Below are 23,006 nucleotides of genomic sequence, written 5' to 3' on the forward strand. Positions count from 1 at the left end.
ACCGGGGAGAGCAGTGAGGACGCAGCATGAGCACCATGGGCGACGGAACCCGCGCGGTACGTGCCGGCCTGCCGGCACCGGAACAGTACGAACCGACTCTCCCCGGTCCGGTCTTCGCCGCGCACTTCCACCTCTCCGGCGACCCGACCGGCCCGTACACCTACGGCCGTGACACCAACCCGACCTGGACCCATCTGGAACGGGCCATCGGCGAGCTCGAAGCGCCGGGAGAGAGTGTCGAGACCACGGTCTTCGCCTCCGGAATGGCGGCGGTCTCGGCCGTGCTGCTGTCCCAGGCGCGCAGCGGTGACGTGATCGTGCTGCCCGACGACGGATACCAGGCACTCCCGTTGGTACGGGCGCAGCTGGAGGCCTACGGAGTCGAGGTGCGGACCGCCCCGACCGGGGGCGATGCCCAGCTGGCCGCCCTGGAGGGCGCCAGGCTCCTGTGGATCGAGACCCCGTCCAACCCCGGGCTCGACGTCTGCGACGTGCGGCGGCTCGTCGAGGCCGCGCACGCGGGCGGGACGCTGGTGGCCGTGGACAACACGCTCGCCACCCCGCTCGGCCAGCGCCCGCTGGAGCTGGGGGCCGACTTCTCGGTGGCCAGCGACACCAAGGGTATGACCGGGCACGGCGACATCCTGCTCGGCCACGTGGCCTGCCTCGATCCCGGGCTGGCGGCAGGGGTACGGCGCTGGCGCAAGGTGGTCGGCGCGATCCCCGGGCCGATGGAAGCCTGGCTCGCGCACCGCTCACTGGCCACCCTGGAACTGCGGATCGAGCGGCAGTGCGCGAACGCCCTCGCTCTGGCCGAGGCGCTCGCCGGGCATCGGGAGGTGACCGGACTGCGGTATCCCGGGCTGCCCACCGACCCCTCGCACCCGAACGCCGTGCGGCAGATGCGGCGTTTCGGCTCCGTGGTGTCGTTCGTGCTGGCCGACCGGGAGACCGCCGAGCGCTTCCTCTCGGCGCTCCGGCTGGCCGAGGACGCGACCAGCTTCGGCGGTGTGCGCTCCACCGCCGAGCGACGGGCCCGCTGGGGCGGCGACGCCGTGCCGGAAGGCTTCATCCGCTTCTCGGTCGGCGCCGAGAACCCGGCGGACCTGGTGGCCGACGTGGAACGGGCGCTGGCCGAGGCGGTCGACGGAGGCTGAGCGGCCTACCGGCGGCAGCCGGCGCGGTACGGACGGTCCGAGCCTCCCCCCTCGTGGCTCGGACCGTCCCGGCCCTCCGCTCTCTCCACGCGAAGAACCGCCTCGACAAGGCTAGTTGACTCTGCGTCAGTGTCCAATCACAGTAGCGGCAGCGGCCTATCGACATATTTATGGTTGTCCGGGCCCGACACGTCGCCACGGTGGGAGGGACAGGACATGGACCTGGCCCTGCTGCGCACGTTCGTCACCGTGCACCGGGCGGGTTCGTTCACCCGGGCCGCCGCACTCCTCGGCCTCTCCCAGCCGGCCGTGACGTCCCAGATACGCACCCTGGAGCGGCAGCTGGGCCGCCCGCTCTTCCTGCGCAGAGCCCGCGGTGTGACTCCCACCACTATCGGAGACGAACTCGCGCACCGGGCCGCTCCCCATCTGGACGCGCTGGTGGAGATCGCCGAGACGGAACTGGACGACGAGTCGGGCGTTCGGACGCTGCATCTGGCGGGTCCGCCGGAGTTCACCTCGCTACGGGCGCTGCCCGCGCTCACGCCACTCATCACCCAGGGCCTCGCCCTGCGCAGCTCGTTCTCCGCGGACACCGACGAGACACTGGACGGCCTGGCCGCCGGACACCACGATCTGGCCATCGTGACGGCCCGCCCGCGCGGCGGGCTGCTCACCGCGACCCCGCTCTGCGACGAGGAGCACGTCCTGGTCGCCGCGCCCCGCTGGGCCGGGCGGCTCGGTCCGGGGACCTTGCGGCGCAACGGCCCGGTGGTCCTGGAACAGCTGCCGGTGGTGGAGGTACACGAGAGCCTGCCGCTCGTCTCCCGCTACTGGGCCGCGGTCTTCGACAGCCGGCCCGCAGCCGCCGGGGCCGTCATCGCACCGGATCTTCGGGCGGTCCTGGAATGCACGGCGGCGGGTGCCGGACTGGCCGTCCTGCCCCGCTATCTCTGCGAGGGCGCACTGGAGCGGGGTGAGGTGGTGGCCCTCCTCGACCCTCCGGTGCCCCCGCTGCGCACCTACTTCCTCGCCGCGCGGGCCGGCACGCTCGCACTGCCGCATCTCGCTCGCGCGCACGAATGGCTGCTGCGTGCCGCAGCCGACTGGTGACCTCAGAACGGTCCGGCAGCCCTCGGGTGTTTCAGAACGGGTCCAGCGGGCCACTCTCTTGCCATGACCGAACGTCCCGTGGTCAAGCGCACCGCACGCGCCATCCTGCTCGACGGCAACGACCTCGTCCTCATCAAGCGCACCAAGCCGGGGGTAGATCCGTACTGGCTCACGCCGGGCGGCGGGGTCGAGCCCGAGGACGCGACCGTCGTCGATGCCCTGCACCGCGAGTTGGACGAGGAGCTCGGCGCAAAGATCACCGATGTGGTCCCCTGCTTCGTCGATACCGTGGAGCACATCGAGAGCAGTGGGGTGAAGGGCGTCAAGGTCCAGCACTTCTTCGTCTGCCGACTCGACTCGATGGACCTGTCCCTGCGCCACGGACCCGAGATCGACGCCCCCTGCGGGGAGTACGACGTCGTACGGGTGCCGTTCAGCCGGGTCGGGATCGCTGCCGTGCATCTCGTACCGCTGTCGCTGCGGCATTATCTGGACGGCAACATCGAGGGCGTCCGTGCGATGCACGCGACAGATCTGGGCTGATCGGGTCCCGGGGCCGGGCGTGGGTACGTCCGTGTCCGGGCACTGCCCCTCGCCGGACGACCGGCCAGCCGCCCCCTGCACCGTTGTTTCACGTGAAACGGCCGACATCACCATGACCGCTGCTCCGCACTCCGATCGTTTCTCCGTACGCTGGCCGTCGCTCCGTACCCTGGCCGTTGCTCCGCCGGTGGCGGCGGTGGCCTATTTCTTCGTCACAGCCATCCCGGTCCTGAAGCCGTGGGGGCCGGCACGGCATGGCAGGCGGCTGCGGGTCTCGGCCAGTTCCGTTAAAACGGTGGACGAGCGATCATCGCGTCGGAGAGCCTGACCCCCATGTCCAGTTCACTGCCCCGCCCGCTCGCCGGTCTGCCGATCCGGCGCCTCACCCGGGACGATCTGGTCCCTTGCGCCGATCTCTGCGAGGACCGCGGCTGGCCGCGTGATGAGCACCGCTGGGGGCTGCTCCTTGCGGCGGGAACGGGCTTCGGCATCGACGACCCGGACGGCAAGGGCCTGATGGCAACCTGTGTGGTGACCTCCTACGGTCCGCGCATGGCCGCCATCGGCATGCTGCTGGTCGCCGGACGTTACGCCCGGCAGGGGGTCGCCCAACACCTGATGCGCCAGGTGATCGAATCGACCGGGAGCGCTCCCCTCAGCCTCTACGCGACGGCACCGGGCCGGCCGCTCTACGAGAAGCTCGGGTTCACCGCGGTGGGCCGGGCCGAGCGGATGAGCGGGCATTTCCGGCCGACTGCCGGGCCCGGCAGTCCGGACGCGGGCGTTCACCCAGATCTTGGGGTCCGCCCCGGCCTAACTGTTCGCCCTGCCTCGGCCGGGGACGTTCAGGCCATGCTCCGGCTGGACGGGAACGCCTTCGGCCTCGACCGGACGCACCTCCTGACACGCCTCCCCGCCTTCGCCGACCACCTGCGGGTGGCCGAGGACGGCGAAGAGCTCGTCGGTTACGCGGCGCTGTGGCCGAGCTCGGGCAGCCATGTGGTCGGCCCCCTCGTCGCGCGGGACACCGCCACGGCCAAGCTCCTCGTGTCCTCGCTCGCCGGGGCGACCGAACGGCCACTGCGCGCCGACATCGACGCCCGTCACGAGGAACTGCTCCGCTGGCTCGGGGAACGCGGGCTTCGGCCCGAATCGGCGACCACGGTGATGAGCCTCGGGGAGCAGCAGCCGGGGGACTGGACGCAGTGCTTCGCGCCGTTGAGCGTGGCGACGGGCTGACCTCCCGGCCTCGGTCCGGGTGGTCCCGCCGGTCCGCGGTCTCGGCCGGCTCGTCCCGGTGGGCACACTTCAATGGGTTCCAGCAGATCCCACTGGGGCGGTGCGCCGTGGCACCTTGCCGGCAGGGCGGACGGACTCAGACGAGGCTGTCCGCAGCGGCCGCAGCGAACCCGTGGTCCTGCTCGGGCGCCCCGCCACCGACGCCGATGGCGCCGATCAGGCGGCCGTCGCGGTGGACCGGGACACCACCGGCGATGAACAGCAGCGGCCGGTCCAGCGCGGTCGGCAGGGTGTGGAAGGGCCCTCCCGGCTGAACGGCGTCGACCAGGTCGGCCGTGGGGGCGTTGAGCTGCAGTGCCGTGTAGGCCTTGCGGGTACTGGTCTCGCCGGCGATGAGAACGGCCCGGTCGTCGCGGCGGAAGGCCAGCAGATGGCCGCCCGCGTCGAGGACCGTGACCGCCGCGGCGACGCCTGCGGCCTCGGCGGCCGTCCGGGCTGCTTCGATGAGCGTCTCCGCGTCCTGCGTGGTCAGCGGGGCGACGGCGGCAGTGAGGGTACTCATGGGGATGGCTCCTTGATGGGTACGGCGGCCGGCTCCGGGATGTGGCTGGCGACGAGACGGCTCCGGGTGGCCGTGCGGCGCTCCAGGGTGCTGGAGACGACGGCGAGTACCAGGGCTGAGGCCGCGAGGACCGCGCCGACCCAGTTGGGCGCGGTGTAGCCGAGACCGGCAGCGATAACGACGCCACCGAGCCATGCCGACAGTGCGTTGCCGAGGTTGAAGGCGCCGATGTTCACGGCGGAGGCGAGGGTCGGGGCGCCCGCCGCCTGGTCGAGCACCCTCTTCTGCAACGGGGGCACGGTCGCGAAGCCAAGGCCCCCGATCAGCACGATGGTCACGGCTGCCGCGATCTTGTTGTGCGCGGTCAGGGTGAAGAGCGACAGGACCACGGCGAGCGCGCCCAGCGACACGTACAGCAGCGGCATCAGGTGGCGGTCGGCGAGCTTGCCGCCGAGCAGGTTGCCTCCGACCATGCCGAGTCCGAAGAGGACCAGCAGCCAGGTGACCGAGGAAGCCGAGTAGCCGGCGATCTCGGTCATCATCGGTGTGATGTAGGTGATCGCTGCGAAGACTCCCCCGAAGCCCAGCACCGTCATCGCCATGGCGAGCAGGACCTGCACATTACGGAACGCGGCCAGTTCGTGGCGGAGCCGGACACCTTCGGCGCGGGGCTGGTCGGGGACGAGCCTGGCCACCCCGAGAAGGCCGATGACGCCGAGGGCGGCGACGGCGAAGAACGTGGCCCGCCAGCCGACGCTCTGCCCGATGTAGGTGCCGAGCGGGACACCGACGACGTTGGCGACGGTGAGGCCGGTGAACATCATGGCGATCGCACCGGCCTTCTTGTGCGGCGCGACCAGATCGGCCGCGACGACCGACCCGATGCCGAAGAAGGCACCGTGGGCGAGGGAGGCGATGACCCGGCCGGCGAGCATCACCTCGAAGACGGGTGCGGTCGCTGACACCACGTTGCCGACGACGAACAGCCCCATCAGGAACATCAGCATGCGTTTGCGAGTGACCCTGGTGCCGAGAACGGTCATCAACGGGGCACCGAGGACGACACCGAGCGCATAGCCCGTGACGAGGAAGCCGGCGGCCGGGATCGAGACCTGGAAGTCCGCAGCAACCTCGGGGAGCAGCCCCATGATCACGAACTCGGTGGTTCCGATACCGAATGCCCCGATGGCGAGGGCGAGGAGCGCGAGCGGCATGGGTTACACCTTCCCTGGAGATTGCGTCTGCGTCTTACGAGCGTCCACAATAATTGCAGGCGCAGGTTAATTGCAAGCGCGGGCTATTGCGCACGTCGCCTATCCTGTACGTAAGCGGCTCCAGCACGGAGGAGAGACACCCATGACAGCGACGGACCCGGCACTGACCGCCCTCTCCCAGGGCTGGTGCGCGCTCTCCCTGCTCCACGGGAAGATCGAGGCCCGTATCGAGCGTGCCCTGCAGAGCCGGCACGACCTCAGCGTGAGGGAGTACTCACTGCTGGACGTACTGAGCCGGCAGCACAGCGGACCAGGCGGACATCTGCAGATGAAGCAGGTGGCCGACGCCGTCGTACTCAGCCAGAGCGCCACCACCCGCCTGGTCACCCGCCTGGAGGACCGCGATCTGCTGACCCGGTACCTCTGCGACACCGACCGCAGGGGCATCTACACCGATGTCACCGAGGCGGGTCTCGCTCTGCTCGCCGAGGCCAGGCCGACCAATGACACCGCCCTGCGCGCCGCACTCGACGAGGCCGCCAAGAACCCCGAGCTGGTCCCGCTCGTGCGGGCGGTCGAGGGGCTGAAGGTCCCCGTGTAGCCCGATTGCCACCGCGTGGCCCGAGGCGGCTGCGTAGGCTGCTGATCATGAGCGATCTGGAAATACGTGCCGCGGGCATCGACGACCTCTCCGAGATCGTGGCCATGCTCGCCGACGATGCGCTGGGTGCCGGGCGCGAGTCGCCGGACGACCTCACGCCGTACCACGCGGCCTTCCAGCGGCTGGCCGGGGATCCGAACCAGCACCTGATGGTCGCCGTGCGCGCGGACCGGATCGTCGGCACACTCCAGCTGACGGTGATCCCCGGCCTCTCCCGACGCGGCTCGACGCGCTCCGTGGTCGAGGGTGTCCGTGTGCACAAAGACGAACGCGGCAGCGGACTCGGCACCCGGCTGATCCAGTGGGCGGTGGACGAATCCCGGCGCCAGGACTGCCAGTTGGTCCAGCTGACATCGGACGCGACCCGGACCGACGCACATCGCTTCTACGAACGGCTCGGCTTCGTCGCCAGCCACGTGGGCTTCAAGCTCGCTCTCTGACCGCAGACCGGCATCCGAGGGGGTCGACGGTGCACCGCATCAGCGACGAACAGCGCCGGACCAGGCTCGCCAGGCGCCATCTCCTGGCACCCGCCCTGCGGTCCGACTCCCCGGTGGCCGTGGCCGACGCCCTCGTCGCGCTGCACGCCACCGACGCGGCCACCGTCTTCCTGTCTGTCTGCGCCCGGCTCCGCACACCGAACGTCGCCGCCGTGGAGAAGCCCCTGTACGAGGACGTGTCACTGGTCCGGCTGCTCTCCATGCGCAACACCCTCTTCGCCGTGTCGGAAGCGCTGGCCCCGCAGATCGAAGCGTCGAACGCCCGCGCGGTGGCGGCCAAGGAACGCCGGACCTTCCTGAAGCACTTGGCCGAGGACGGCCAGGGCCTGGGCGGGCGCTGGCTGGAAGACACGGAGAAGGCCACCCTGTCCGCCCTGACCGCCCGCGGGACGGCCACCGGCAGCGAACTCTCCGCCGCCGTACCGGCCCTGCGTACGAAGATCACGGTCTTCCCCGGCAAGAAGTACGAGGCGGTACAGGGGGTGGCCTCCCGGGTCATCCGCATACTGGCCGCCGAAGGCCGGATCCGCCGGGACCGGCCCCGGGGCTCCTGGACGTCCAGCCAGTTCCGCTGGACGGCTGCCGAACCCCGGCCGGCACCGGCAACCGCCGGGGCACAAGCGGAATTGGCCCTGCGCTGGCTCCGCTCCTACGGCCCCGCGACCGAGACCGACCTCAAGTGGTGGACGGGCTGGGGGCTCGGGCAGGTCAGCAAGGCGCTGGCGGCCGTCGGAGCCGAGGAGGTACGGCTCGATGGCGGCTCCACCGCCTGGGTCGCGCCGGGTGACACCGCGTCCGAACCGGCGCCGGAACCCTGGGCGGCATTGCTGCCCGCGCTCGACCCGAGCGCGATGGGCTGGGCCGACCGCGGTTTCCACCTCGCCGCCGAACACCGGGCAGCCCTCTTCGACCGCTCCGGCAACATCGGCCCCACCGTGTGGTGGAACGGCCGCATCATCGGCGGTTGGGCACAGCGCGCCAACGGCGAGCCGGTGTGGCGGCTCCTGACCGACACTGGCCGGGACGCCTCCGCGGCAATCGAGGAGGAGGCATCCCGGCTGGCAGGCTGGGTGGGGCAAGCGCGGATCACACCGCGCTTCCGCACCCCGCTGGAACGGGAGTTGACGGACTGACCGGTCCGCTGCCGTGTTTCACGTGAAACAGGCACCCTCTGACCGGTCCGCGTTTCACGTGAAACACGACGTTCAGCCTCCCAGGCCACGCCACCCGTTCTCGTCCACCCCGCCCGGAACATCTGCTGCGGGGTCGTACGGTTCGCGCGTGAAGACGAACGAACCCAGGTCCAGATGGTTCACGCTGCCGTCGTCGTTACGGACGATCCGCAGCGTCTCCCCCGCGTAATAGCCGTCCAGCCCGATCCAGGTGCCGTCGGGCCGGGCGGTGAAGCGAGCGCCGCGGCCATCGCCGCGGAGGCCGCGGAGTTCCAGTCCGCGATCGGGCGTCAGCCGCAGGATGTTGGGACGCGTGCCCCAGTACCAGGGGCCGGTGAGCGCAAGAAGTGCGGCGTCCACCTCGGGCAGCGGGCGCCATGGCTCCGGGATGCGGGGCTCAGCCTCGGCGACGATGTCCACAAGCTCGGCGGCCACCTCGCCGATCGGCGGACCCGAGGTGACGTTGGCGAACACGACCGCGGCCACATTCTCCTCGGCGCAGAACCACAGGGCGGCCAGAAATCCAGGAAGCGACCCCGTGTGCCCGACGAGCGTACGGCCCTTCCGCCGGATCACCTGAAGCCCCAGACCGTAATTCCCTTCCCAGTCCCCCGACTCGGGCGGCGCGGACGGCTCCTTCATCTCCTCCACGGAAGCGGTGCAGAGCACCCGGTCGTCCCCCTCGGCAAGGAAGGCGGCGAACCGGAGGAGATCGGCGGTGGTGGACCAGAGCTGACCGGCCGGCGCCATCAGTCCGAGGTCCTCAGCCGGTTCGGGCAGCATGGCATCCGCCCACGGATGGACGGCCCAGCCCCCGGCATGGGGTGCCTCCGGCTCCGGACCCGTACGGTGCATGCCCAGCGGCTCCAGGAGCTCACGCCGCAGAACCTGCGCCCAGGGCGCGCCACGCATGGTTTCGATCAGCGCTCCGAGCACTGTGTAGCCCGGGTTGGAGTAGTGGTGACGCCGGCCGGGAGCGTGCATCCGGGTCTGCTCACCGAGCACGTCGGCGAGCTCGGGACGCAGCCTGCCCGGCGTCCGTTCCCACCAGGGAACGGGCGACTCCGCGCCGAGTCCGGCGCTGTGGCCCAGCAGCTGATGAATGGTGGCCTCGCCCGCCCCCGTTCCGGGCAGGTGCTTCTCCAGCGGATCGGCCAGATCCAGCAGGCCCTCGTCACGCAGCCGCAGGACCAGCACCGCGGTGAACGTCTTGGTGAGGGACCCGATTCTGAACTGTGTGTCGGCATCGGGGCCATGGCCGTCGACACAGGTGCGGGAGCCGTTCCAGACGGTCTGTCCCTGCCGCTGCACAGCGGCGGCCAAGGAGGGTGAGCGGCCTTCGGTCTGGGCGGTGGCGATGCGGTGCAGCAGAGCGCGCTGCGTACCCGGAAGCAACTGTTCAACAGGAGTAGTCATCATCAACAACTACCGCCCCGGACCGCCCGGGGCGACCATATTTCGCGGCCCGCCCGGGTCCCGTCGTCGTGACCGTACCCGTGACGGCCCTCTTCGACGGCAACCACACGGGAGCGGAGCTCGCAGAGGCCTCCGTTGGCACGAATGTTCTGGCCCGTCAGCCAACGTCCGTCCGGACCCGCAAGGAAAGCGACGACGTCCGCCACGTCCTCGGGCTGGCCGAGGTGTCCGAGCGAGGTCATTCCGATGGCCACCGCCAGCCACTCCGGTTTGTTGGCCGCTCTCAGAAGATCGGTGTCCGTGGCGCCGGGCGATACCGTGTAGCCGCGTTGTTGATCAGAATGTCCAGGCCGCCGAGTCGGCGTTCGGCAGTAGCTAACAACTCCTCGGCCGCACTGGGCTCGGCCAGATCCAGCTGGACCGCAATAGCGTTCCCATCCGTCTTCTCAGCCTGTCGCACGACCTCATCCGCAGCGTCCCGGGATTGCGCGTAGTTGAAGACCACGGTCGCTCCATCCCGCGCGAGCCGCAGCACGACAGCCCGGCCGATCCCCCGTGAGCCTCCGGTAACGACAGCTGCCTTTCCTGCGAGCACCGCCATGATCTCTCCCTGCCTTGATGAACCCTCCGTCGCGAACCTCCATACGCACCAAGCGGCTCCGAAAGCGTGAAGGACCTGGCGTCCATGGTCGAGGAACTCCCGCTGTGGCAGGCATCTTTGTGACCGTTCTCTGCCGACGGTGAAGACCTGCCCGACCGCGCTCGACGATCGCTACTGTCGAGTCCCATGACGACGATTGCAACGCGCACGGTCGAGTACCCAGCCGACAGCCTGACGATGACCGGGCACCTCGCGCTCCCGGCCGGCATCGGCCGCCGGCCCGCGGTGCTGCTCGGACCAGAGGGCCTGGGGCTCAGCGACGTCGAGCGCCGCCGGGCCGAGGCGCTCGCCGAGCTGGGTTACGTGGCCCTGGCCTTCGACCTCCACGGCGGGCGCTACCTGGGCGACCCCGAGGAGATGCTTGCGCGTTGCATGCCGCTGCTCGCCGACCCTGGCCGGATGCGGGGCATCGGCCACGCGGCGCTCAACGTGTTGCGGGCTGAACCGCGGACCGACCCCGACCGGATCGCCGCCGTCGGCTACGGCACCGGGGGCGCAATCGCGCTGGAACTCGGGCGCGACGGCGCCAGCCTGCGCGCGATCGGGACGGTCAACGCGCTGACCACAGGCCGACCGGGCGAGGCGGCGCGCATTCGCTGCCCGGTGTGGGCCGGGGTCGGGTCAGAGGACCCCATCATGCCGCCCGCACAACGGGACGCGTTCACCGCCGAGATGCAGGCCGCGGGCGTCGACTGGCGCCTCGCGGTCTACGGCGGAGCCCTTCACGCCTTCCACCACCCGCCGGTCGACCACACCGTGCTCCCCGGCGTCGGCTACCACCCACGGCACGCGCAGCGCGCCTGGAACGACGTCGTCGACCTGCTCGCCGAGTGCCTGCCCGTCACGGAACCGGCCGGAGCATCGGGACCGCCGTCGTCATCGTCCGGTGCCGGACCGTTCCGGTCGCATGTCGAGGTGTGCGGGGAAGGCGAACGCTGCGCCTGTCACGAACGGTCCATTCCGCAGTAGGGCTGATCCGGCATCAGATACGGACGATCGTCGAGAGGGGCGGAAGCTCACCGGACACCTCGAACATGCCCACGTAGACGTTCTTGGCGTCGATGGGGTCATGGGAGGCGAACGTGCGTGCATTGCGCCAGAAGCGGTCGAGCCGGTACGCGTTCGAGGTGCTGCGGGCCCCGGCCACCTCGTGCATGCTGCCGGCGGCTTCAAGAGAAGCTTCCACGCAGGCGGCCTTGGCACGGAAGCAGTCCACCGCGGCGGCTTCAATCGCGCCGTCGTGGGCGGCCTCGATCTGATCGGCCGCGGTGAACAGAAGCGCACGGGAAGCTGCCAGCCGGCTCGACAGGCTTCCTATCCTGCGCAGGATCAGGGGGTCCTCGGCCGCGGTGGCGAACTGGGGGAGCGTGCCGCGCTTCATCGTGCGGACGTACTGGATCAGGGCGGTGAGGGCGCCGTCCCCGATGCCCTGCATCAAGGCGGAGTGCAGCAGCATCACCGCGCCGAGGAATGCCGGGGACGGCGTGTTCGCGGCGTAGTGCCATCCGTTGGGTACGAAGACGTCGTGATAGGTGATGGTCTGACTGCGGGTACCGCGCTGGCCCATGTTGTCCCAGTCGCCGTGCAGTTCGACATCGGGGTGGGTCAGTTCCACCAGCACGTGGTGGCGGGCAGGGTGCTCCCCTTGCAGGAGGCATCCGACGTTGGCGATTCCGTGGCCGCCGCTGTTGGTGTTGAAGGACTTGGTCCCGCTGAGGATCACGCCGCCGTCCACGGGGCGGGCGGTGACTTTTCCGTTCACGCCCGTCTCAGCGTTGGACGCGACGAGCCTCAGGCCCTCGTTCAGCAGCCGGTCCGCCAATTCCCGGCGGGTCTCCTCGGGCAGGCCGCTGTTCTCGTCGAAGACCTCGCGGGCGACGAGTCCGGTGGTGGCCCAGTTCTGTCCGGTGGGGCCGTCCCCGGTGCTGATCTCGGTGATGGCACGGATGAAGGCGCCGATGCCGCCGAGCGGCGTGCCGTCCCACAGGCCGCCGTAGGCGGCGGGAACGACGATGCGGGAGGCACCTGTCTCCGAGAGGAGTGCCAGGTTGTCCAAGGGGTCGGTGTTGTCCCTGTCGCTGCGGAACCCGGTGTCCGCGAGTTCGTGGAGCCGCGCACCGATGGTCGAGAGGAGCGTGCGGATGTCGTGGGGGGCGATGGGTTCGGCGGTCGTCATGTGTACATCTCTCCGGGGGAACAAGAGCGTAAAATGCGAACAGACATTCCGGTTCACATCGTGCTGCGGAAGAGATGCACATGTCAACACACCACGGGCGCGCCGATCACGGGCCTGTACCATCGCCCTTCGTGATGTCAGAGGCAGCGCCCGTGGACGGCTTTCGCGAACCCCAGCAGGCGCGCAGCCGCGAGAAGCTGCAGCGGGTGCTGCAGGCCGCTGAGGACGTGCTGGCCACCGCCGGGTTCGAGGACTTCACCATGGCCGCCGTGGCCGCACGGGCCAGTGTCTCTGTGGGCGCGATCTACCGCCGGTTCGCGGGCAAGGAACAGCTCATCGCCGCCGTCCAGGACCGGATACTGACCCAGGTGGAGGGGCGCCTCAGCGCGCGGCTCAGCACCGCGGACGGGTGCCTGGCGGGTGTGATCGAGGTCTACTCGCACGTCCTGGCCGAGGCGATGGGCGACGGCGGCCGGTTCTTCCCCTTCCTGCTGCACGCGGGTCCGCAGTCGGAGGCGGAGGAACGGGGCAGGCGGGCACTCGCCGAGACGCGACGGCTGCTCCTTGAGGCTGCCGAGCCGCACCGAGCGGAGATCCTGCGGTCGGACCCCGGGATGGCTCTCGATGTGATCGCGCGGACCATTGTGGGGGCGTGCATCCACGCCGTGCTGCGGCCGGACAAGCTGCCCGGCAGGCCGGCGTGGAAGCAGTTCGCCGACCAGCTCAGCGATATGGCGGTCGCCTATCTGATGACGCCCGATCGCTGGCGGGGCACGAGGCTCCCCACGTAGTGGGGAGCCCATCAGAGGAAGACTGTCGTGCGGCGACGGGGCCGTCGGCCGAGTGCCCGGACCGGAATGCGGTCAGCTCTGAGAAGATGGCGCGGCTGTGGAGAACCCACAACGTCTGCAGGCTCTCGCCGCTCGGGTCGGACCCCGTCGGCGAGGGCCTGGACGCGGGCTGCCGGAACGGAACTCGCCCGGACAAGCCTTCGGGTCTGTGACCCGCTCGATCGCGCTGTGCGGCCGATGAGCTTTCCCGGCCCCCGGTCGGACGGGCGGATCAGCGCAGACCGGCGAAGAGATCGTTCTCGGGTACGGCCGCGCCGGTGGCGTCCTTGACCCGTACGAAGGTCTCCATGCCCATCAGCTCGCCGAACCTCTCCTTGCCCATCTTGAGGAAGAAGATGTTCTCGCCCTGACTGGCGTGCGCGGCCAGCGCATCGAACTTCTGACCGCTGAACGCGGTGGTGTCCACCCACGTGGTGATCTCATCGTCGGGGAGGCCGATCTCTGCCATCGCGGCGACCTCGGCAGGATCCGGCTCCGGCATGTCCTCCTGGAACTCGCGCAGGGTCTCCCAGAACCCCTGCATCATCGAGCGGGGCATCGTCGTCCAGTACACCTTCGGTGTCAGCTCGGTCATCTCCAGCGCCGCCATCGTGATGCGGTGGGCCTGGATGTGGTCGGGGTGGCCGTAGAAGCCGTTCTCGTCGTAGGTGACGACCACATCGGGCCGGTAGTGCCGCATGAGCTCCGCAAGCCGGGCGGCGCCTTCCTCCACGGGGGTCTGCCAGAAGGATCCGGGGGCGTCGTTGCTCGGCCAGCCGGTCATCCCGGAGTCGGCATAGTCCAGCATCTCCAGGTCGCTGACCTTCAGGACGTCACAGCTCGCCTCCAGTTCCTGACGGCGTATCAAGGCGACGGCCGCCGGATCGTGCCCCCGGTCGCCCGGCTTGACACCCCCCGGTCCGTCACCGCAACCGCCGTCGGTACACGTCACGAGAACCGTGCGGATGCCTTCCGCCGCGTACCGCGCGAGGACTCCTCCGGTTCCGGTGGCCTCGTCGTCGGGATGGGCGTGTACTGCCATCAGCGTCAAGGGCCGGTCTGTCATGAAACAGTCCTCCTGCAGAAATACGTCTTGGTCCGAGTGCGCGGCGGGCGTACCGCGATCCTGGGGCCCGGATCCTGGTGGGGCGGACGACCTCGTGGTCTCCGTGATCCCCGCCCGCGCGGCGCCGGTCCCTCAGTCGATGCAACCGTGCCGGCCGGGCCGGCTGTTCCCGGCGCGGCCGCTCAGCAGGCGTCGGCGTTTCCACGCGAACGAGGTACAGCCGCGACCTGCACGTTTCGGCGCCGCGTCGGATCCGGCTTCCATCCGGCACCAGCCGTGGGGTCCCGACATGAAATCTGACACCCCACAGCATCTGTCGGTTCCCATTACCTGTTTTACCGTCACCTCGGCCGACGTGCGGCTTCGCGCACCGTTCCAGCATCGTGTCAGTGCCGGATTCCCATGGTGCGTGTCATTTTCCTCGGCGCGCGGGCCCGGAGGCGTCTGTGGCGCCCAGTACTCCGAGCGTCGTCCAGTGCGTGCGATCGCAAGGCGGCCGGAAGTCCTTGGATGGGGTCTCCCCTGCTTGAACGAAGTTGAGAGCTTGGGGAAGGGACTACCAGGGCTTTTGGCCAACGCGGCGAGCGTGCGTGCTGGACGACGCGACGGGGGCAAGCTTGCCGGCCGGGAGGATCACTAGACACCCACTCCCAAGAAATGCAGCACCGCCAGTACCCGGCGGTGGTCGGCGTCCGCCTTGGGGAAGTCGAGTTTGGCGAGGATGTTGTTGATGTGCTTGGCGACCGCGCTCTCGCTGACCACGAGCTGGGCGGCGATGCCCGCGTTGGAGCGGCCCTCGGCCATCAGGGCCAGCACCTCCCGTTCGCGGGCCGTCAGCCGTTCCAGCGGATCGCTCGGCCGCCGCACCAATAGCTGGGCGACGACCTGCGGGTCGAGCGCGGTACCGCCGTCCGCCACCCGTTGCAGCGCCTCGATGAACTCCTCGACATCCGCGACCCGTTGTTTGAGCAGATAGCCCACCCCGCTGATGTTGGCGGCGAGCAGGTCGGCCGCATAGCGCTCCTCGACGTACTGGGAGAGCAGCAACACGGCGGTCGACGGCCGGCTCCGGCGGATCGACAGCGCGGCACGCACCCCCTCGTCCGTGAAGCCGGGCGGCATCCGGACGTCCACCACCGCCAGGTCGGGCCGATGCTTCTCGACCGCGGCCAGCAGCCCGTGTGCGTCGCCCACCTCGGCCGCCACCTCAAAGCCAGCCATCTCCACCACCTTGACCAGTCCGACCCGCAGCAGTACGGAGTCCTCGGCGATCACGGCACGCCGCACATCGGGCATCTCACACCGCACATCGGGCGCCTCTTGTCCCGTGCCAGGCGCGGCACTCCTCATCTCGGGCACGGCAGCTCCACGCTCATCATGGTCGGGCCCCCCACGGGGCTGCTCATCCGGAATGTTCCGTCCACGGACCGCACGCGCTGGGCAAGCCCCGCAAGACCGCTCCCCTTGGAGGGATCGGCGCCGCCCAGACCATCGTCGGCGATCACCACCCGCATTATCTCGCCCAGCCGGGTGACCGTCACATCCACCCGGGTCGACTCCTGTGCGTGCTTGGCGACATTCGTCAGCGCCTCGGAGACCACGAAGTACGCGACCGCCTCGATCGCCGGCGCCAGCCGTTGCGGCAGATCCACACGCAGCCGTACCGGCAGCGGGGCGCGGGCCGCGAGTCCCGACAGCGCCGCATCCAGCCCGAGTTCGTCCAGGACGGCCGGGTGCAGCCCACGCACAAGACCGCTCAGCTCCTCGATCGCCTCCTTCGCCTCCCGGTGCGCCGTGTCGATCACTTCCCGCGCCTCCGGCGGCAGATCCGCCAGCGTGGCCTTGGCGAGACCCAGATTCAGCGCCAGCGACACCAGTCGCTGCTGGGCGCCGTCGTGCAGATCCCGTTCGATACGGCGCCGTTCGGCATCCGCGGCGTCCACTGCCCCGGCCCGGCTCTCGGTGAGGTCCTCGACCCGCCGCGCCAGGTCCTCTTCCCTGCTGCGGCCGAGCAGGGCGGGCACCACATGGCTCTCAAGGCGCACGAGGGCGGCGGCCAGGCCCGGGACGGTGGCCAGCACGACCAGCCCTGCCACGGAGATGTACCCCGCCTGTACGGAGTAGCCGAGATGCTCGATCCGCCACTGCCAGGGCAGCGCGTAGACCCACGCAAAGGTCAGCGACGCGCTCACCCCGGCCACCAGCAGCCCCACCACCAACACTTCGAGCCAGCCGAACAGCGCCCCGACCAGGCAGTGGTGACCGAACTGGCGCCACGGCCGCCGCCACCCCGGGCGGGGGATGTCGATCCCGAGCAGCTGCCGGAAACGCCAGCGCTGGGCCGCGGTCAGCGCCGGCACGGCGAACACCGTCAGCACCAGCGCAAACCCCAGGACCGCCGGCGCGCTGCTGTCCCGCCCCGCGATGACCTCCCACACGAGGCCGAAAATCATGAGCAGCAGGAACCCCATGAGGAGGTGTAGCGGCGCCCCTAGAGCGAGGAAGGACGTATCGCGGGTCAGGCGGTTGAGCGCACGCCGCTGCCGAGGCGGGATTTTCATGGTCTAAACGTAGGTGCCGGGCGCCGCAGTCTGCCATGCAACTGCCGTCCGTATCAGGGGTATAGCTAGTGCCACCCCAAGACGGACAGCGGTGTTACTGACTCCTGCCGTCGGAAATCGGAGGGTTGATCACGAGCCCGACGGCCGGGTTCGTGACACCGGAGGAGACCTCCGTCGTGGCCTTCATCGCCTTCACCTCCCCTTCCCGAACGGGTAGTTGCCCCACATTCGGCGCCGCCCGCGGTTCCGCGCACCTCAGCCGCGCCCGCTGCTGGCAGAGCCGCATACTGATGGGCGCGGGGCTCGCCCTGCTGCCCTGGCTCGGCTACCTCGCCGGGACCCTGCCGCCCGCCGAGGCCGCCGCCTGGGTCACCCTCGACGCCCTGGAGGCCGCCGCGCTGCTCACCGCCGGCAGCCGCCTGCTGTGCGCCGGCACTCGTCACCGGGCGCCCGCGGCCGCCGCGGCAGTGCTCCTCCTCGCCGATACCTGCATCGATCTCGCCACTGCCGCTCCCGGCCCGGAACTGGCCACCGCTGTCGTCATGGCCGCGGCCGCGGAACTCCCTCTCGCGGCCCTGTGCGCGGCGCTCGCCACACGCCCGGCGCGGCGTGCCTAGAGCATTGACAGTCCATCGCAACGGTCAACTCCGCCTGCATCCACCGCAGCGTCATCGGGTCGGGCGCGAACACCTCCAGCCGCGTGGTGTTCATCAGCACGTACTCGCCCGGCCGCGTGGGCCGCAGCTTTCCGTAGACGCCCCGGGGTCGGTCGGCGACGTCGCGGTTGCGCTGCGTGCTCAGCCGGAACGTCGGATGGCGTCGCTCCAGCTCCTGCATCCACCGGTAAGCCGTTGTCTGCGGCGGCACCGGCACCTTGACCACAACCTGCGACATCGCCGGTCAGGTCTGCGCCATGTCCACGAAGCGCGAGTAGTGCCCCTGGAAGGCGACGGTGATCGTCGCCGTCGGACCGTTACGGTGCTTCGCCACGATCAGGTCCGCCTCGCCCGCCCGCGGTGACTCCTTCTCGTAGGCGTCCTCACGGTGCAGCAGGATCACCATGTCGGCGTCCTGCTCGATGGAACCGGACTCTCGAAGGTCGGAGACCATCGGCTTCTTGTCCGTCCGCTGCTCGGGGCCACGGTTCAGCTGGGAGAGTGCGATGACCGGCAGTTGCAGTTCCTTGGCCAGCAGCTTGAGGTTTCGGGACATGTCCGAGACCTCCTGCTGACGGCTCTCGGCACGCTTCGATCCACCGGACTGCATCAGCTGCAGATAGTCGATGACCACCAGCTTGAGATCGTTGCGCTGCTTGAGGCGACGGCACTTCGCCCGGATCTCCATCATCGAGAGGTTCGGGGAGTCGTCGATATAGAGCGGGGCGGCGGAGACATCCGGCATCCGCCGCGCCAGCCGCGTCCAGTCCTCGTCGGTCATGGTGCCGGAGCGCATGTGGTGGAGTGCCACCCGCGCCTCGGCGGACAGCAGTCGCATCGCGATCTCGTTCCGCCCCATTTCCAGGGAGAAGATCACGCTGGGCAGGTTGCTCTTGATCGAACAGGCCCGGGCGAAGTCCAGGGCGAGCGTGGACTTACCCATGGCGGGCCGGGCCGCGATGACGACCATCTGGCCCGGGTGGAGGCCGTTGGTCAGAGCGTCGAGGTCGGTGAAGCCGGTCGGTACACCCGTCATCTCGCCGCTGCGTGAACCGATCGCCTCGATCTCGTCGAGCGCGCCCTCCATGATGTCGCCGAGCGGCAGGTAGTCCTCACTGGTCCGCTGCTCGGTGACGGCGTAGATCTCGGCCTGTGCGGAGTTGACGATGTCGTCGACATCGCCGTCGGCCGCATATCCCATCTGCGTGATCTTCGTGCCGGCCTCGACGAGACGTCGGAGTACCGCCCGCTCGTGAACGATCTCCGCGTAGTACGAAGCGTTGGCCGCGGTCGGCACCGACTGGACCAGGGTGTGCAGATACGGGGCTCCGCCCACCTTGGTGATCTCGCCGCGCTTGACGAGTTCGGCCGCCACCGTGATCGGGTCGGCCGGCTCGCCCTTGGCATAGAGGTCGAGGATCGCCTGAAAGACGGTCTCGTGGGCGGGGCGGTAGAAATCGTGGCCCTTGATGATCTCCACGACATCGGCGATGGCGTCCTTGGACAGGAGCATGCCACCGAGGACGGACTGTTCCGCGTCGAGGTCCTGGGGCGGCACCCGCTCGAATCCCGGGGAGCCGCCTTCCCAGTCGTTGCTCTCCCGGCCGCGGTCGTGCTGCTCGGTGCGGTCCCGGCCCTCACCCCGGCGCTGACGGGAAACAGGCAGCCGGTCACTGGGACCGGTGTCGGCCCAGGGGTCGTCCAAAGGCTCGGGAATACTCATCCGGCCACCTCCTCCCGTCCGCTCCGCGGACCTAGCCGTGCCACTCTTTCTTACGGCACGGCACCGACAAACAAGACGCCCGACTCCGGTTGCGGTGTGTCGGGTTCTGCCGGTTTCCAGGGCCGAAACGGGGTGGGGGCGCCGCACCACGTTAGGCCTCCCGGCACCGTCAGCCAATCTGGTTATCCACAGGGCATGTGGACGACGGACCAGATGCTGTGGAGAACCATGCAGAACCTGTGCACGGACCGGGGGACAGCACTGTGGACAAACTCATAGCACCCCCACCATCACCCGCCTGACCTGCACGTTCCCCATCCACCGGCTGTGGGGGAGAAAAACTTTCCGAGTCGGCGCAAGATCACGGCAAACCACGCGCAGCAGAACACCGAACTCCCACACATGTAAGGATCAATAAGGGATTGCATCTGTTACCTGTGGAAGATTAGATTGACCCCCATGACCCAGGCACCGGCGAGCCCGCCACCCAGCCGCCGTCGGCACGACCGCGAGATCATCGCGCTCGCTGTTCCCGCCTTCGGCGCCCTCGTGGCCGAGCCCCTTTTCGTCATGGTCGACAGCGCCATCGTCGGCCATCTCGGGACCCCGCAACTGGCCGGCCTGGCCGTTGCCGCGGCCCTCCTGACGACCGCCGTGAGCATCTTCGTCTTCCTTGCCTACGCCACCACAGCAGCGGTCGCCCGGCGGGTCGGTGCCGGGGACCTGACCTCCGCGATCCGCCAGGGCATGGACGGCATCTGGCTGGCCATCCTGCTCGGCCTCGCGGTCATCGCTGTGACTCTCCCTCTGGCCCCCTGGCTCGTGGAAGTCTTCGGTGCCTCCCACACCGCGGCCCCCTACGCCACCACCTATCTGCGGATCTCCAGCCTCGGCATCCCCGCGATGCTCGTAGTGATGGCCGCGACCGGTGTGCTCCGGGGCCTGCAGAACACCCGCACCCCGCTCTATGTCGCCATCGGCGGCTTCGCCGCAAACGGAGCCCTCAACGCGGGGCTCGTCTACGGCGCCGGACTCGGCATTGCCGGATCGGCCTGGGGCACGGTGATCGCCCAGATCTCGATGGCGGTCGCCTATCTCGTCGTGGTGGTCCGAGGCGCGCGGCGACACGGGGCCTCGCTGCGCCCCGACGCCGCAGGCATCAGGGCCAGCGCCCAGGCCGGGGTGCCCCTCCTGGTCCGTACGCTGTCACTCCGCGCCGTCCTGCTCATCGCCACCGCCGTCGCCGCCCGGCTGGGCGACACCGACCTGGCCGCGCACCAGATCATCCTCTCGCTCTGGAGCCTGATGGCCTTCGCGCTGGACGCCATCGCCATCGCCGGGCAGGCCATCATCGGGCGGTACTTGGGGGCCGATGACGCAAAGGGCGCCCGTGAGGCCTGCCGCCGCATGGTGGAGTGGGGCGTTGCCTCCGGTGTGCTGTTCGGAGTGCTGATCGTTCTCGCCCGTCCCCTGTTCGTGCCGTTGTTCACCAGCGACCAGTCCGTCCAGGACACCCTCTTCCCCGCCTTGCTGGTGGTGGCCCTGACCCAGCCGATCTCCGGGGTCGTCTTCGTTCTGGACGGCGTACTGATGGGCGCCGGGGACGGTCCGTATCTGGCCTGGGCCATGCTCGTCACCCTGGCCGTCTTCGCCCCGGTGGCCCTGCTGGTTCCTGCCCTCGGCGGCGGGCTGACAGCGCTGTGGTGCGCGATGGCTCTGATGATGGCCGTTCGCATGGCGACTCTCTGGATCCGTACCCGCTCAGGCAAGTGGCTGGTCACCGGCGCCGCTCGCTGAGCCGCTGGATGCCTGGCCGTTTCACGTGAAACAGCCAGGCATCCAGCAAGCTCCCGAAGCCGGAAACGGCGAAGGGCCGCACCTCAAGAGGTGCGGCCCTTCACTGTTCTGCTGAGATGCGGCCTGGTCAGGCAGCAATAACCTCGATGCCGAGCTTCGCAGCGACCTCGGGGTGCAGACGCACGGACACCTGGTGTCCGCCGAGCGTCTTGATCGGCGAGCCGAGCTCGACGCGACGCTTGTCGACGTCCGGACCACCGGCAGCCTTGATCGCCGAGGCGATGTCGGCCGGGGTGACGGAGCCGAAGAGACGGCCGGCGTCGCCGGAGCGAACAGCCAGACGGACCTTCACGGCCTCGAGCTTGGACTTGATCTCGTTGGCCTGCTCGATCGTGGCGATCTCGTGGATCTTGCGGGCGCGGCGGATCTGCGCCACGTCCTTCTCGCCACCCTTGGTCCAGCGGATGGCAAAGCCACGCGGAACCAGGTAGTTACGGGCGTACCCGTCCTTGACGTCAACGACGTCGCCAGCAGCACCGAGGCCGGAGACCTCGTGGGTGAGGATGATCTTCATGATTCGGTCACCCTTCCCTTATCGCGCGGTGGACGTGTAGGGCAGCAGCGCCATCTCACGGCTGTTCTTGACAGCCGTGGCGACGTCACGCTGGTGCTGAGTGCAGTTGCCGGTGACGCGGCGGGCACGGATCTTGCCACGGTCGGAAATGAACTTCCGCAGCATGTTCGTGTCCTTGTAGTCCACGTACTGGGTCTTGTCCTTGCAGAACGCGCAGACCTTCTTCTTAGGCTTGCGCACAGGCGGCTTCGCCATGGTGTTTCTCCTGTGTGATCAAGAAGTGGGGGTACGAGCTGCCCTTAGAAGGGCGGCTCGTCCGAGTAGCCGCCGCCAGATGCACCAGAGCCACCGGAACCGCCGGAGCTTCCGCCCCAGCCGCCTCCGCCGCTCTGCTGGCCCCCGCCCTGCTGGCCGCCGGACGGCGCGCTCGTGGCCCACGGGTCGTCGGCGGGAGCACCGCCACCACCCTGCTGGCCACCAGCACCGGGACCGCCGCCCCAGTTACCGCCACCCTGCTGACCGCCGCCGTATCCACCCTGGCCCTGGCCGCCCTGGCCACCGCGACCGGTGGTCTTGGTGACCTTGGCGGTGGCGTTCTTGAGACTGGGGCCGACTTCCTCGACATCCAGCTCGTAGACCGTGCGCTTGACGCCCTCGCGGTCTTCGTACGACCGCTGCTTCAGCCGGCCCTGCACGACAACGCGCATGCCTCGCGTGAGCGACTCGGCGACGTTCTCCGCCGCCTGCCGCCAGACCGAGCAGGTGAGGAACAGGCCTTCGCCGTCCTTCCACTCATTGGTCTGCCGGTCGAAGATGCGGGGAGTGGACGCGACGCGGAACTTCGCGACCGCCGCACCGGACGGGGTGAAGCGCAGCTCGGGGTCGTCGACGAGATTGCCGACGACCGTGATGACGGTCTCGCCTGCCATGGATGAACCTCTCGGCGGGGATTGCTTCTGGCTGCTTGCTGCTACTCGAACCCGATGACCACTGAGCTAGAAGCTCAGTGGATCTCGGGACGGAGGACCTTGGTCCGGAGGACCGACTCGTTCAGGTTCATCTGGCGGTCGAGCTCCTTGACGACCGCAGGCTCGGCCTGCAGGTCGATGACCGAGTAGATGCCCTCGGGCTTCTTCTTGATCTCGTAAGCGAGACGACGACGGCCCCAGGTGTCGACCTTCTCAACCTTTCCTTCGCCCTCACGGACGACGGAGAGGAAGTTCTCGATCAGCGGGGAGACTGCTCGCTCCTCGAGATCGGGGTCGAGGATGACCATCACCTCGTAGTGACGCATGTGGAACCCACCTCCTTTGGACTCAGCGGCCACGGTCGTTCCGTGGCAGGAGGGTCGTGATGCGTGAGCAACAGTGTCTCCGAGTAAAACA

23 protein-coding genes and 2 pseudogenes are annotated in these 23,006 nt (G+C 69.3%); 11 read left to right on the forward strand and 14 right to left on the reverse strand.

Annotated elements, in window-relative coordinates; genetic code table 11:
- Positions 1-26: 26 nt before the first annotated feature.
- From OG322_RS17995 to OG322_RS18010, 4 genes are all read left to right on the forward strand, one after another.
- Positions 27-1,157 carry a cystathionine gamma-lyase gene (locus tag OG322_RS17995; RefSeq protein ID WP_123460475.1) on the forward strand — a complete coding sequence of 377 codons (1,131 nt, stop codon included), beginning with the start codon at positions 27-29 and terminating at the stop codon, positions 1,155-1,157.
- Between the two features lie 216 nt (positions 1,158-1,373).
- Complete coding sequence (locus tag OG322_RS18000; protein ID WP_123460474.1) at positions 1,374-2,270, forward strand: LysR family transcriptional regulator; 897 nt, start codon at positions 1,374-1,376, stop codon at positions 2,268-2,270.
- Between the two features lie 63 nt (positions 2,271-2,333).
- A complete protein-coding gene (locus OG322_RS18005) occupies positions 2,334-2,813 on the forward strand; it encodes an NUDIX domain-containing protein (RefSeq protein ID WP_266411500.1) in 480 nt (159 codons plus the stop codon).
- Between the two features lie 333 nt (positions 2,814-3,146).
- Positions 3,147-4,052 carry a GNAT family N-acetyltransferase gene (locus tag OG322_RS18010; protein WP_266411501.1) on the forward strand — a complete coding sequence of 302 codons (906 nt, stop codon included), beginning with the start codon at positions 3,147-3,149 and terminating at the stop codon, positions 4,050-4,052.
- A gap of 136 nt (positions 4,053-4,188) precedes the next feature.
- On the opposite strand, the gene OG322_RS18015 is transcribed toward OG322_RS18010, so the two are convergent.
- Complete coding sequence (locus OG322_RS18015) at positions 4,189-4,614, reverse strand: GlcG/HbpS family heme-binding protein (protein WP_123460471.1); 426 nt, start codon at positions 4,612-4,614, stop codon at positions 4,189-4,191.
- A complete protein-coding gene (locus OG322_RS18020) occupies positions 4,611-5,828 on the reverse strand; it encodes an MFS transporter (protein WP_123460470.1) in 1,218 nt (405 codons plus the stop codon). The genes OG322_RS18015 and OG322_RS18020 overlap by 4 nt, the downstream gene beginning before the upstream one ends.
- Before the next feature lie 142 nt (positions 5,829-5,970).
- Between OG322_RS18020 and OG322_RS18025 the strand changes: the two genes are divergently transcribed.
- Genes OG322_RS18025 through OG322_RS18035 form a run of 3 tightly spaced genes read left to right on the forward strand, consistent with a single transcriptional unit; the run spans position 5,971 to position 8,122 of the window.
- On the forward strand, positions 5,971-6,429 hold the full coding sequence (locus OG322_RS18025) for a MarR family winged helix-turn-helix transcriptional regulator (protein ID WP_123460469.1): 459 nt from the start codon (positions 5,971-5,973) through the stop codon (positions 6,427-6,429).
- Positions 6,430-6,476: 47 nt separating this feature from the next.
- The gene (locus OG322_RS18030; RefSeq protein WP_123460468.1) at positions 6,477-6,929 is read left to right on the forward strand and encodes a GNAT family N-acetyltransferase; all 453 of its coding nucleotides are present in this window, start codon (positions 6,477-6,479) and stop codon (positions 6,927-6,929) included.
- 29 nt (positions 6,930-6,958) lie between these two features.
- Entirely contained in the window at positions 6,959-8,122 is a 1,164-nt protein-coding gene (locus OG322_RS18035) for a winged helix DNA-binding domain-containing protein (protein WP_329306676.1), read from the forward strand.
- 72 nt (positions 8,123-8,194) lie between these two features.
- On the opposite strand, the gene OG322_RS18040 is transcribed toward OG322_RS18035, so the two are convergent.
- Both OG322_RS18040 and OG322_RS18045 read right to left on the reverse strand, forming a co-directional pair.
- Positions 8,195-9,577, reverse strand: coding sequence for a serine hydrolase domain-containing protein (locus OG322_RS18040; protein WP_329306677.1), 1,383 nt, complete (start codon positions 9,575-9,577; stop codon positions 8,195-8,197).
- A 122-nt stretch (positions 9,578-9,699) separates the two neighbouring features.
- A pseudogene (locus OG322_RS18045) lies at positions 9,700-10,178 on the reverse strand (SDR family oxidoreductase); the annotation flags it as partial.
- A gap of 186 nt (positions 10,179-10,364) precedes the next feature.
- Between OG322_RS18045 and OG322_RS18050 the strand changes: the two are divergent.
- The gene (locus OG322_RS18050) at positions 10,365-11,207 is read left to right on the forward strand and encodes a dienelactone hydrolase family protein (protein ID WP_329306678.1); all 843 of its coding nucleotides are present in this window, start codon (positions 10,365-10,367) and stop codon (positions 11,205-11,207) included.
- Between the two features lie 13 nt (positions 11,208-11,220).
- On the opposite strand, the gene OG322_RS18055 is transcribed toward OG322_RS18050, so the two are convergent.
- Positions 11,221-12,414: an acyl-CoA dehydrogenase family protein gene (locus tag OG322_RS18055; RefSeq protein WP_329306679.1), complete on the reverse strand. Its 1,194-nt coding sequence runs from the start codon at positions 12,412-12,414 to the stop codon at positions 11,221-11,223.
- A gap of 134 nt (positions 12,415-12,548) precedes the next feature.
- Between OG322_RS18055 and OG322_RS18060 the strand changes: the two genes are divergently transcribed.
- Positions 12,549-13,205, forward strand: a complete 657-nt coding sequence (locus OG322_RS18060; protein WP_124285235.1) for a TetR/AcrR family transcriptional regulator — start codon at positions 12,549-12,551, stop codon at positions 13,203-13,205.
- A 271-nt stretch (positions 13,206-13,476) separates the two neighbouring features.
- Here the strand turns inward: OG322_RS18060 and OG322_RS18065 are convergent, their stop codons facing one another.
- The 3 genes from OG322_RS18065 to OG322_RS18075 form a co-directional block, all read right to left on the reverse strand.
- Positions 13,477-14,310: a PIG-L family deacetylase gene (locus tag OG322_RS18065; protein ID WP_123460465.1), complete on the reverse strand. Its 834-nt coding sequence runs from the start codon at positions 14,308-14,310 to the stop codon at positions 13,477-13,479.
- Between the two features lie 636 nt (positions 14,311-14,946).
- Positions 14,947-15,606 carry a response regulator gene (locus OG322_RS18070; protein ID WP_123460464.1) on the reverse strand — a complete coding sequence of 220 codons (660 nt, stop codon included), beginning with the start codon at positions 15,604-15,606 and terminating at the stop codon, positions 14,947-14,949.
- A gap of 50 nt (positions 15,607-15,656) precedes the next feature.
- Positions 15,657-16,871, reverse strand: a complete 1,215-nt coding sequence (locus tag OG322_RS18075) for a sensor histidine kinase (protein ID WP_123460463.1) — start codon at positions 16,869-16,871, stop codon at positions 15,657-15,659.
- A 125-nt stretch (positions 16,872-16,996) separates the two neighbouring features.
- Between OG322_RS18075 and OG322_RS18080 the strand changes: the two genes are divergently transcribed.
- Positions 16,997-17,488, forward strand: coding sequence for a hypothetical protein (locus OG322_RS18080; RefSeq protein ID WP_241200069.1), 492 nt, complete (start codon positions 16,997-16,999; stop codon positions 17,486-17,488).
- Between the two features lie 10 nt (positions 17,489-17,498).
- On the opposite strand, the pseudogene OG322_RS18085 reads toward OG322_RS18080, so the two are convergent.
- Both OG322_RS18085 and dnaB read right to left on the reverse strand, forming a co-directional pair.
- Positions 17,499-17,735 (reverse strand): annotated as a pseudogene (locus OG322_RS18085) (transposase); the annotation flags it as partial.
- 36 nt (positions 17,736-17,771) lie between these two features.
- The gene (gene dnaB / locus OG322_RS18090) at positions 17,772-19,250 is read right to left on the reverse strand and encodes a replicative DNA helicase (RefSeq protein WP_266411508.1); all 1,479 of its coding nucleotides are present in this window, start codon (positions 19,248-19,250) and stop codon (positions 17,772-17,774) included.
- Positions 19,251-19,709: 459 nt separating this feature from the next.
- Between dnaB and OG322_RS18095 the strand changes: the two genes are divergently transcribed.
- Positions 19,710-21,047, forward strand: coding sequence for an MATE family efflux transporter (locus tag OG322_RS18095; RefSeq protein ID WP_124284529.1), 1,338 nt, complete (start codon positions 19,710-19,712; stop codon positions 21,045-21,047).
- 127 nt (positions 21,048-21,174) lie between these two features.
- Here OG322_RS18095 and rplI read toward each other — a convergent pair whose 3' ends face one another.
- The 4 genes from rplI to rpsF form a co-directional block, all read right to left on the reverse strand.
- Complete coding sequence (rplI, locus tag OG322_RS18100; RefSeq protein WP_123460461.1) at positions 21,175-21,621, reverse strand: 50S ribosomal protein L9; 447 nt, start codon at positions 21,619-21,621, stop codon at positions 21,175-21,177.
- An 18-nt stretch (positions 21,622-21,639) separates the two neighbouring features.
- Complete coding sequence (gene rpsR / locus OG322_RS18105) at positions 21,640-21,876, reverse strand: 30S ribosomal protein S18 (RefSeq protein ID WP_003967857.1); 237 nt, start codon at positions 21,874-21,876, stop codon at positions 21,640-21,642.
- Positions 21,877-21,920: 44 nt separating this feature from the next.
- Positions 21,921-22,550, reverse strand: a complete 630-nt coding sequence (locus OG322_RS18110) for a single-stranded DNA-binding protein (RefSeq protein ID WP_123460460.1) — start codon at positions 22,548-22,550, stop codon at positions 21,921-21,923.
- A gap of 74 nt (positions 22,551-22,624) precedes the next feature.
- A complete protein-coding gene (gene rpsF / locus OG322_RS18115) occupies positions 22,625-22,915 on the reverse strand; it encodes a 30S ribosomal protein S6 (RefSeq protein WP_018101872.1) in 291 nt (96 codons plus the stop codon).
- Between the last annotated feature and the right edge of the window lie 91 nt (positions 22,916-23,006).

The organism is Streptomyces sp. NBC_01260 (assembly GCF_036226405.1).
GTDB lineage: Bacteria > Actinomycetota > Actinomycetes > Streptomycetales > Streptomycetaceae > Streptomyces > Streptomyces laculatispora.

Excerpts from the sequence above, each read along its gene's own strand:
- OG322_RS17995 (WP_123460475.1), top strand. The coding sequence starts at position 27 with ATGAGCACCATGGGCGACGGAACCCGCGCGGTACGTGCCGGCCTGCCG.
- OG322_RS18050 (WP_329306678.1), top strand. The coding sequence starts at position 10,365 with ATGACGACGATTGCAACGCGCACGGTCGAGTACCCAGCCGACAGCCTG.
- OG322_RS18010 (WP_266411501.1), top strand. The coding sequence starts at position 3,147 with ATGTCCAGTTCACTGCCCCGCCCGCTCGCCGGTCTGCCGATCCGGCGC.
- rpsF (WP_018101872.1), bottom strand. The coding sequence starts at position 22,915 with ATGCGTCACTACGAGGTGATGGTCATCCTCGACCCCGATCTCGAGGAG.
- rplI (WP_123460461.1), bottom strand. The coding sequence starts at position 21,621 with ATGAAGATCATCCTCACCCACGAGGTCTCCGGCCTCGGTGCTGCTGGC.
- OG322_RS18065 (WP_123460465.1), bottom strand. The coding sequence starts at position 14,310 with ATGACAGACCGGCCCTTGACGCTGATGGCAGTACACGCCCATCCCGAC.
- OG322_RS18020 (WP_123460470.1), bottom strand. The coding sequence starts at position 5,828 with ATGCCGCTCGCGCTCCTCGCCCTCGCCATCGGGGCATTCGGTATCGGA.
- OG322_RS18015 (WP_123460471.1), bottom strand. The coding sequence starts at position 4,614 with ATGAGTACCCTCACTGCCGCCGTCGCCCCGCTGACCACGCAGGACGCG.
- OG322_RS18000 (WP_123460474.1), top strand. The coding sequence starts at position 1,374 with ATGGACCTGGCCCTGCTGCGCACGTTCGTCACCGTGCACCGGGCGGGT.
- OG322_RS18040 (WP_329306677.1), bottom strand. The coding sequence starts at position 9,577 with ATGACTACTCCTGTTGAACAGTTGCTTCCGGGTACGCAGCGCGCTCTG.
- OG322_RS18070 (WP_123460464.1), bottom strand. The coding sequence starts at position 15,606 with ATGCCCGATGTGCGGCGTGCCGTGATCGCCGAGGACTCCGTACTGCTG.
- OG322_RS18055 (WP_329306679.1), bottom strand. The coding sequence starts at position 12,414 with ATGACGACCGCCGAACCCATCGCCCCCCACGACATCCGCACGCTCCTC.
- OG322_RS18030 (WP_123460468.1), top strand. The coding sequence starts at position 6,477 with ATGAGCGATCTGGAAATACGTGCCGCGGGCATCGACGACCTCTCCGAG.
- OG322_RS18095 (WP_124284529.1), top strand. The coding sequence starts at position 19,710 with ATGACCCAGGCACCGGCGAGCCCGCCACCCAGCCGCCGTCGGCACGAC.
- OG322_RS18075 (WP_123460463.1), bottom strand. The coding sequence starts at position 16,871 with ATGAAAATCCCGCCTCGGCAGCGGCGTGCGCTCAACCGCCTGACCCGC.
- OG322_RS18005 (WP_266411500.1), top strand. The coding sequence starts at position 2,334 with ATGACCGAACGTCCCGTGGTCAAGCGCACCGCACGCGCCATCCTGCTC.
- OG322_RS18060 (WP_124285235.1), top strand. The coding sequence starts at position 12,549 with ATGTCAGAGGCAGCGCCCGTGGACGGCTTTCGCGAACCCCAGCAGGCG.
- OG322_RS18110 (WP_123460460.1), bottom strand. The coding sequence starts at position 22,550 with ATGGCAGGCGAGACCGTCATCACGGTCGTCGGCAATCTCGTCGACGAC.
- OG322_RS18025 (WP_123460469.1), top strand. The coding sequence starts at position 5,971 with ATGACAGCGACGGACCCGGCACTGACCGCCCTCTCCCAGGGCTGGTGC.
- rpsR (WP_003967857.1), bottom strand. The coding sequence starts at position 21,876 with ATGGCGAAGCCGCCTGTGCGCAAGCCTAAGAAGAAGGTCTGCGCGTTC.
- dnaB (WP_266411508.1), bottom strand. The coding sequence starts at position 19,250 with ATGAGTATTCCCGAGCCTTTGGACGACCCCTGGGCCGACACCGGTCCC.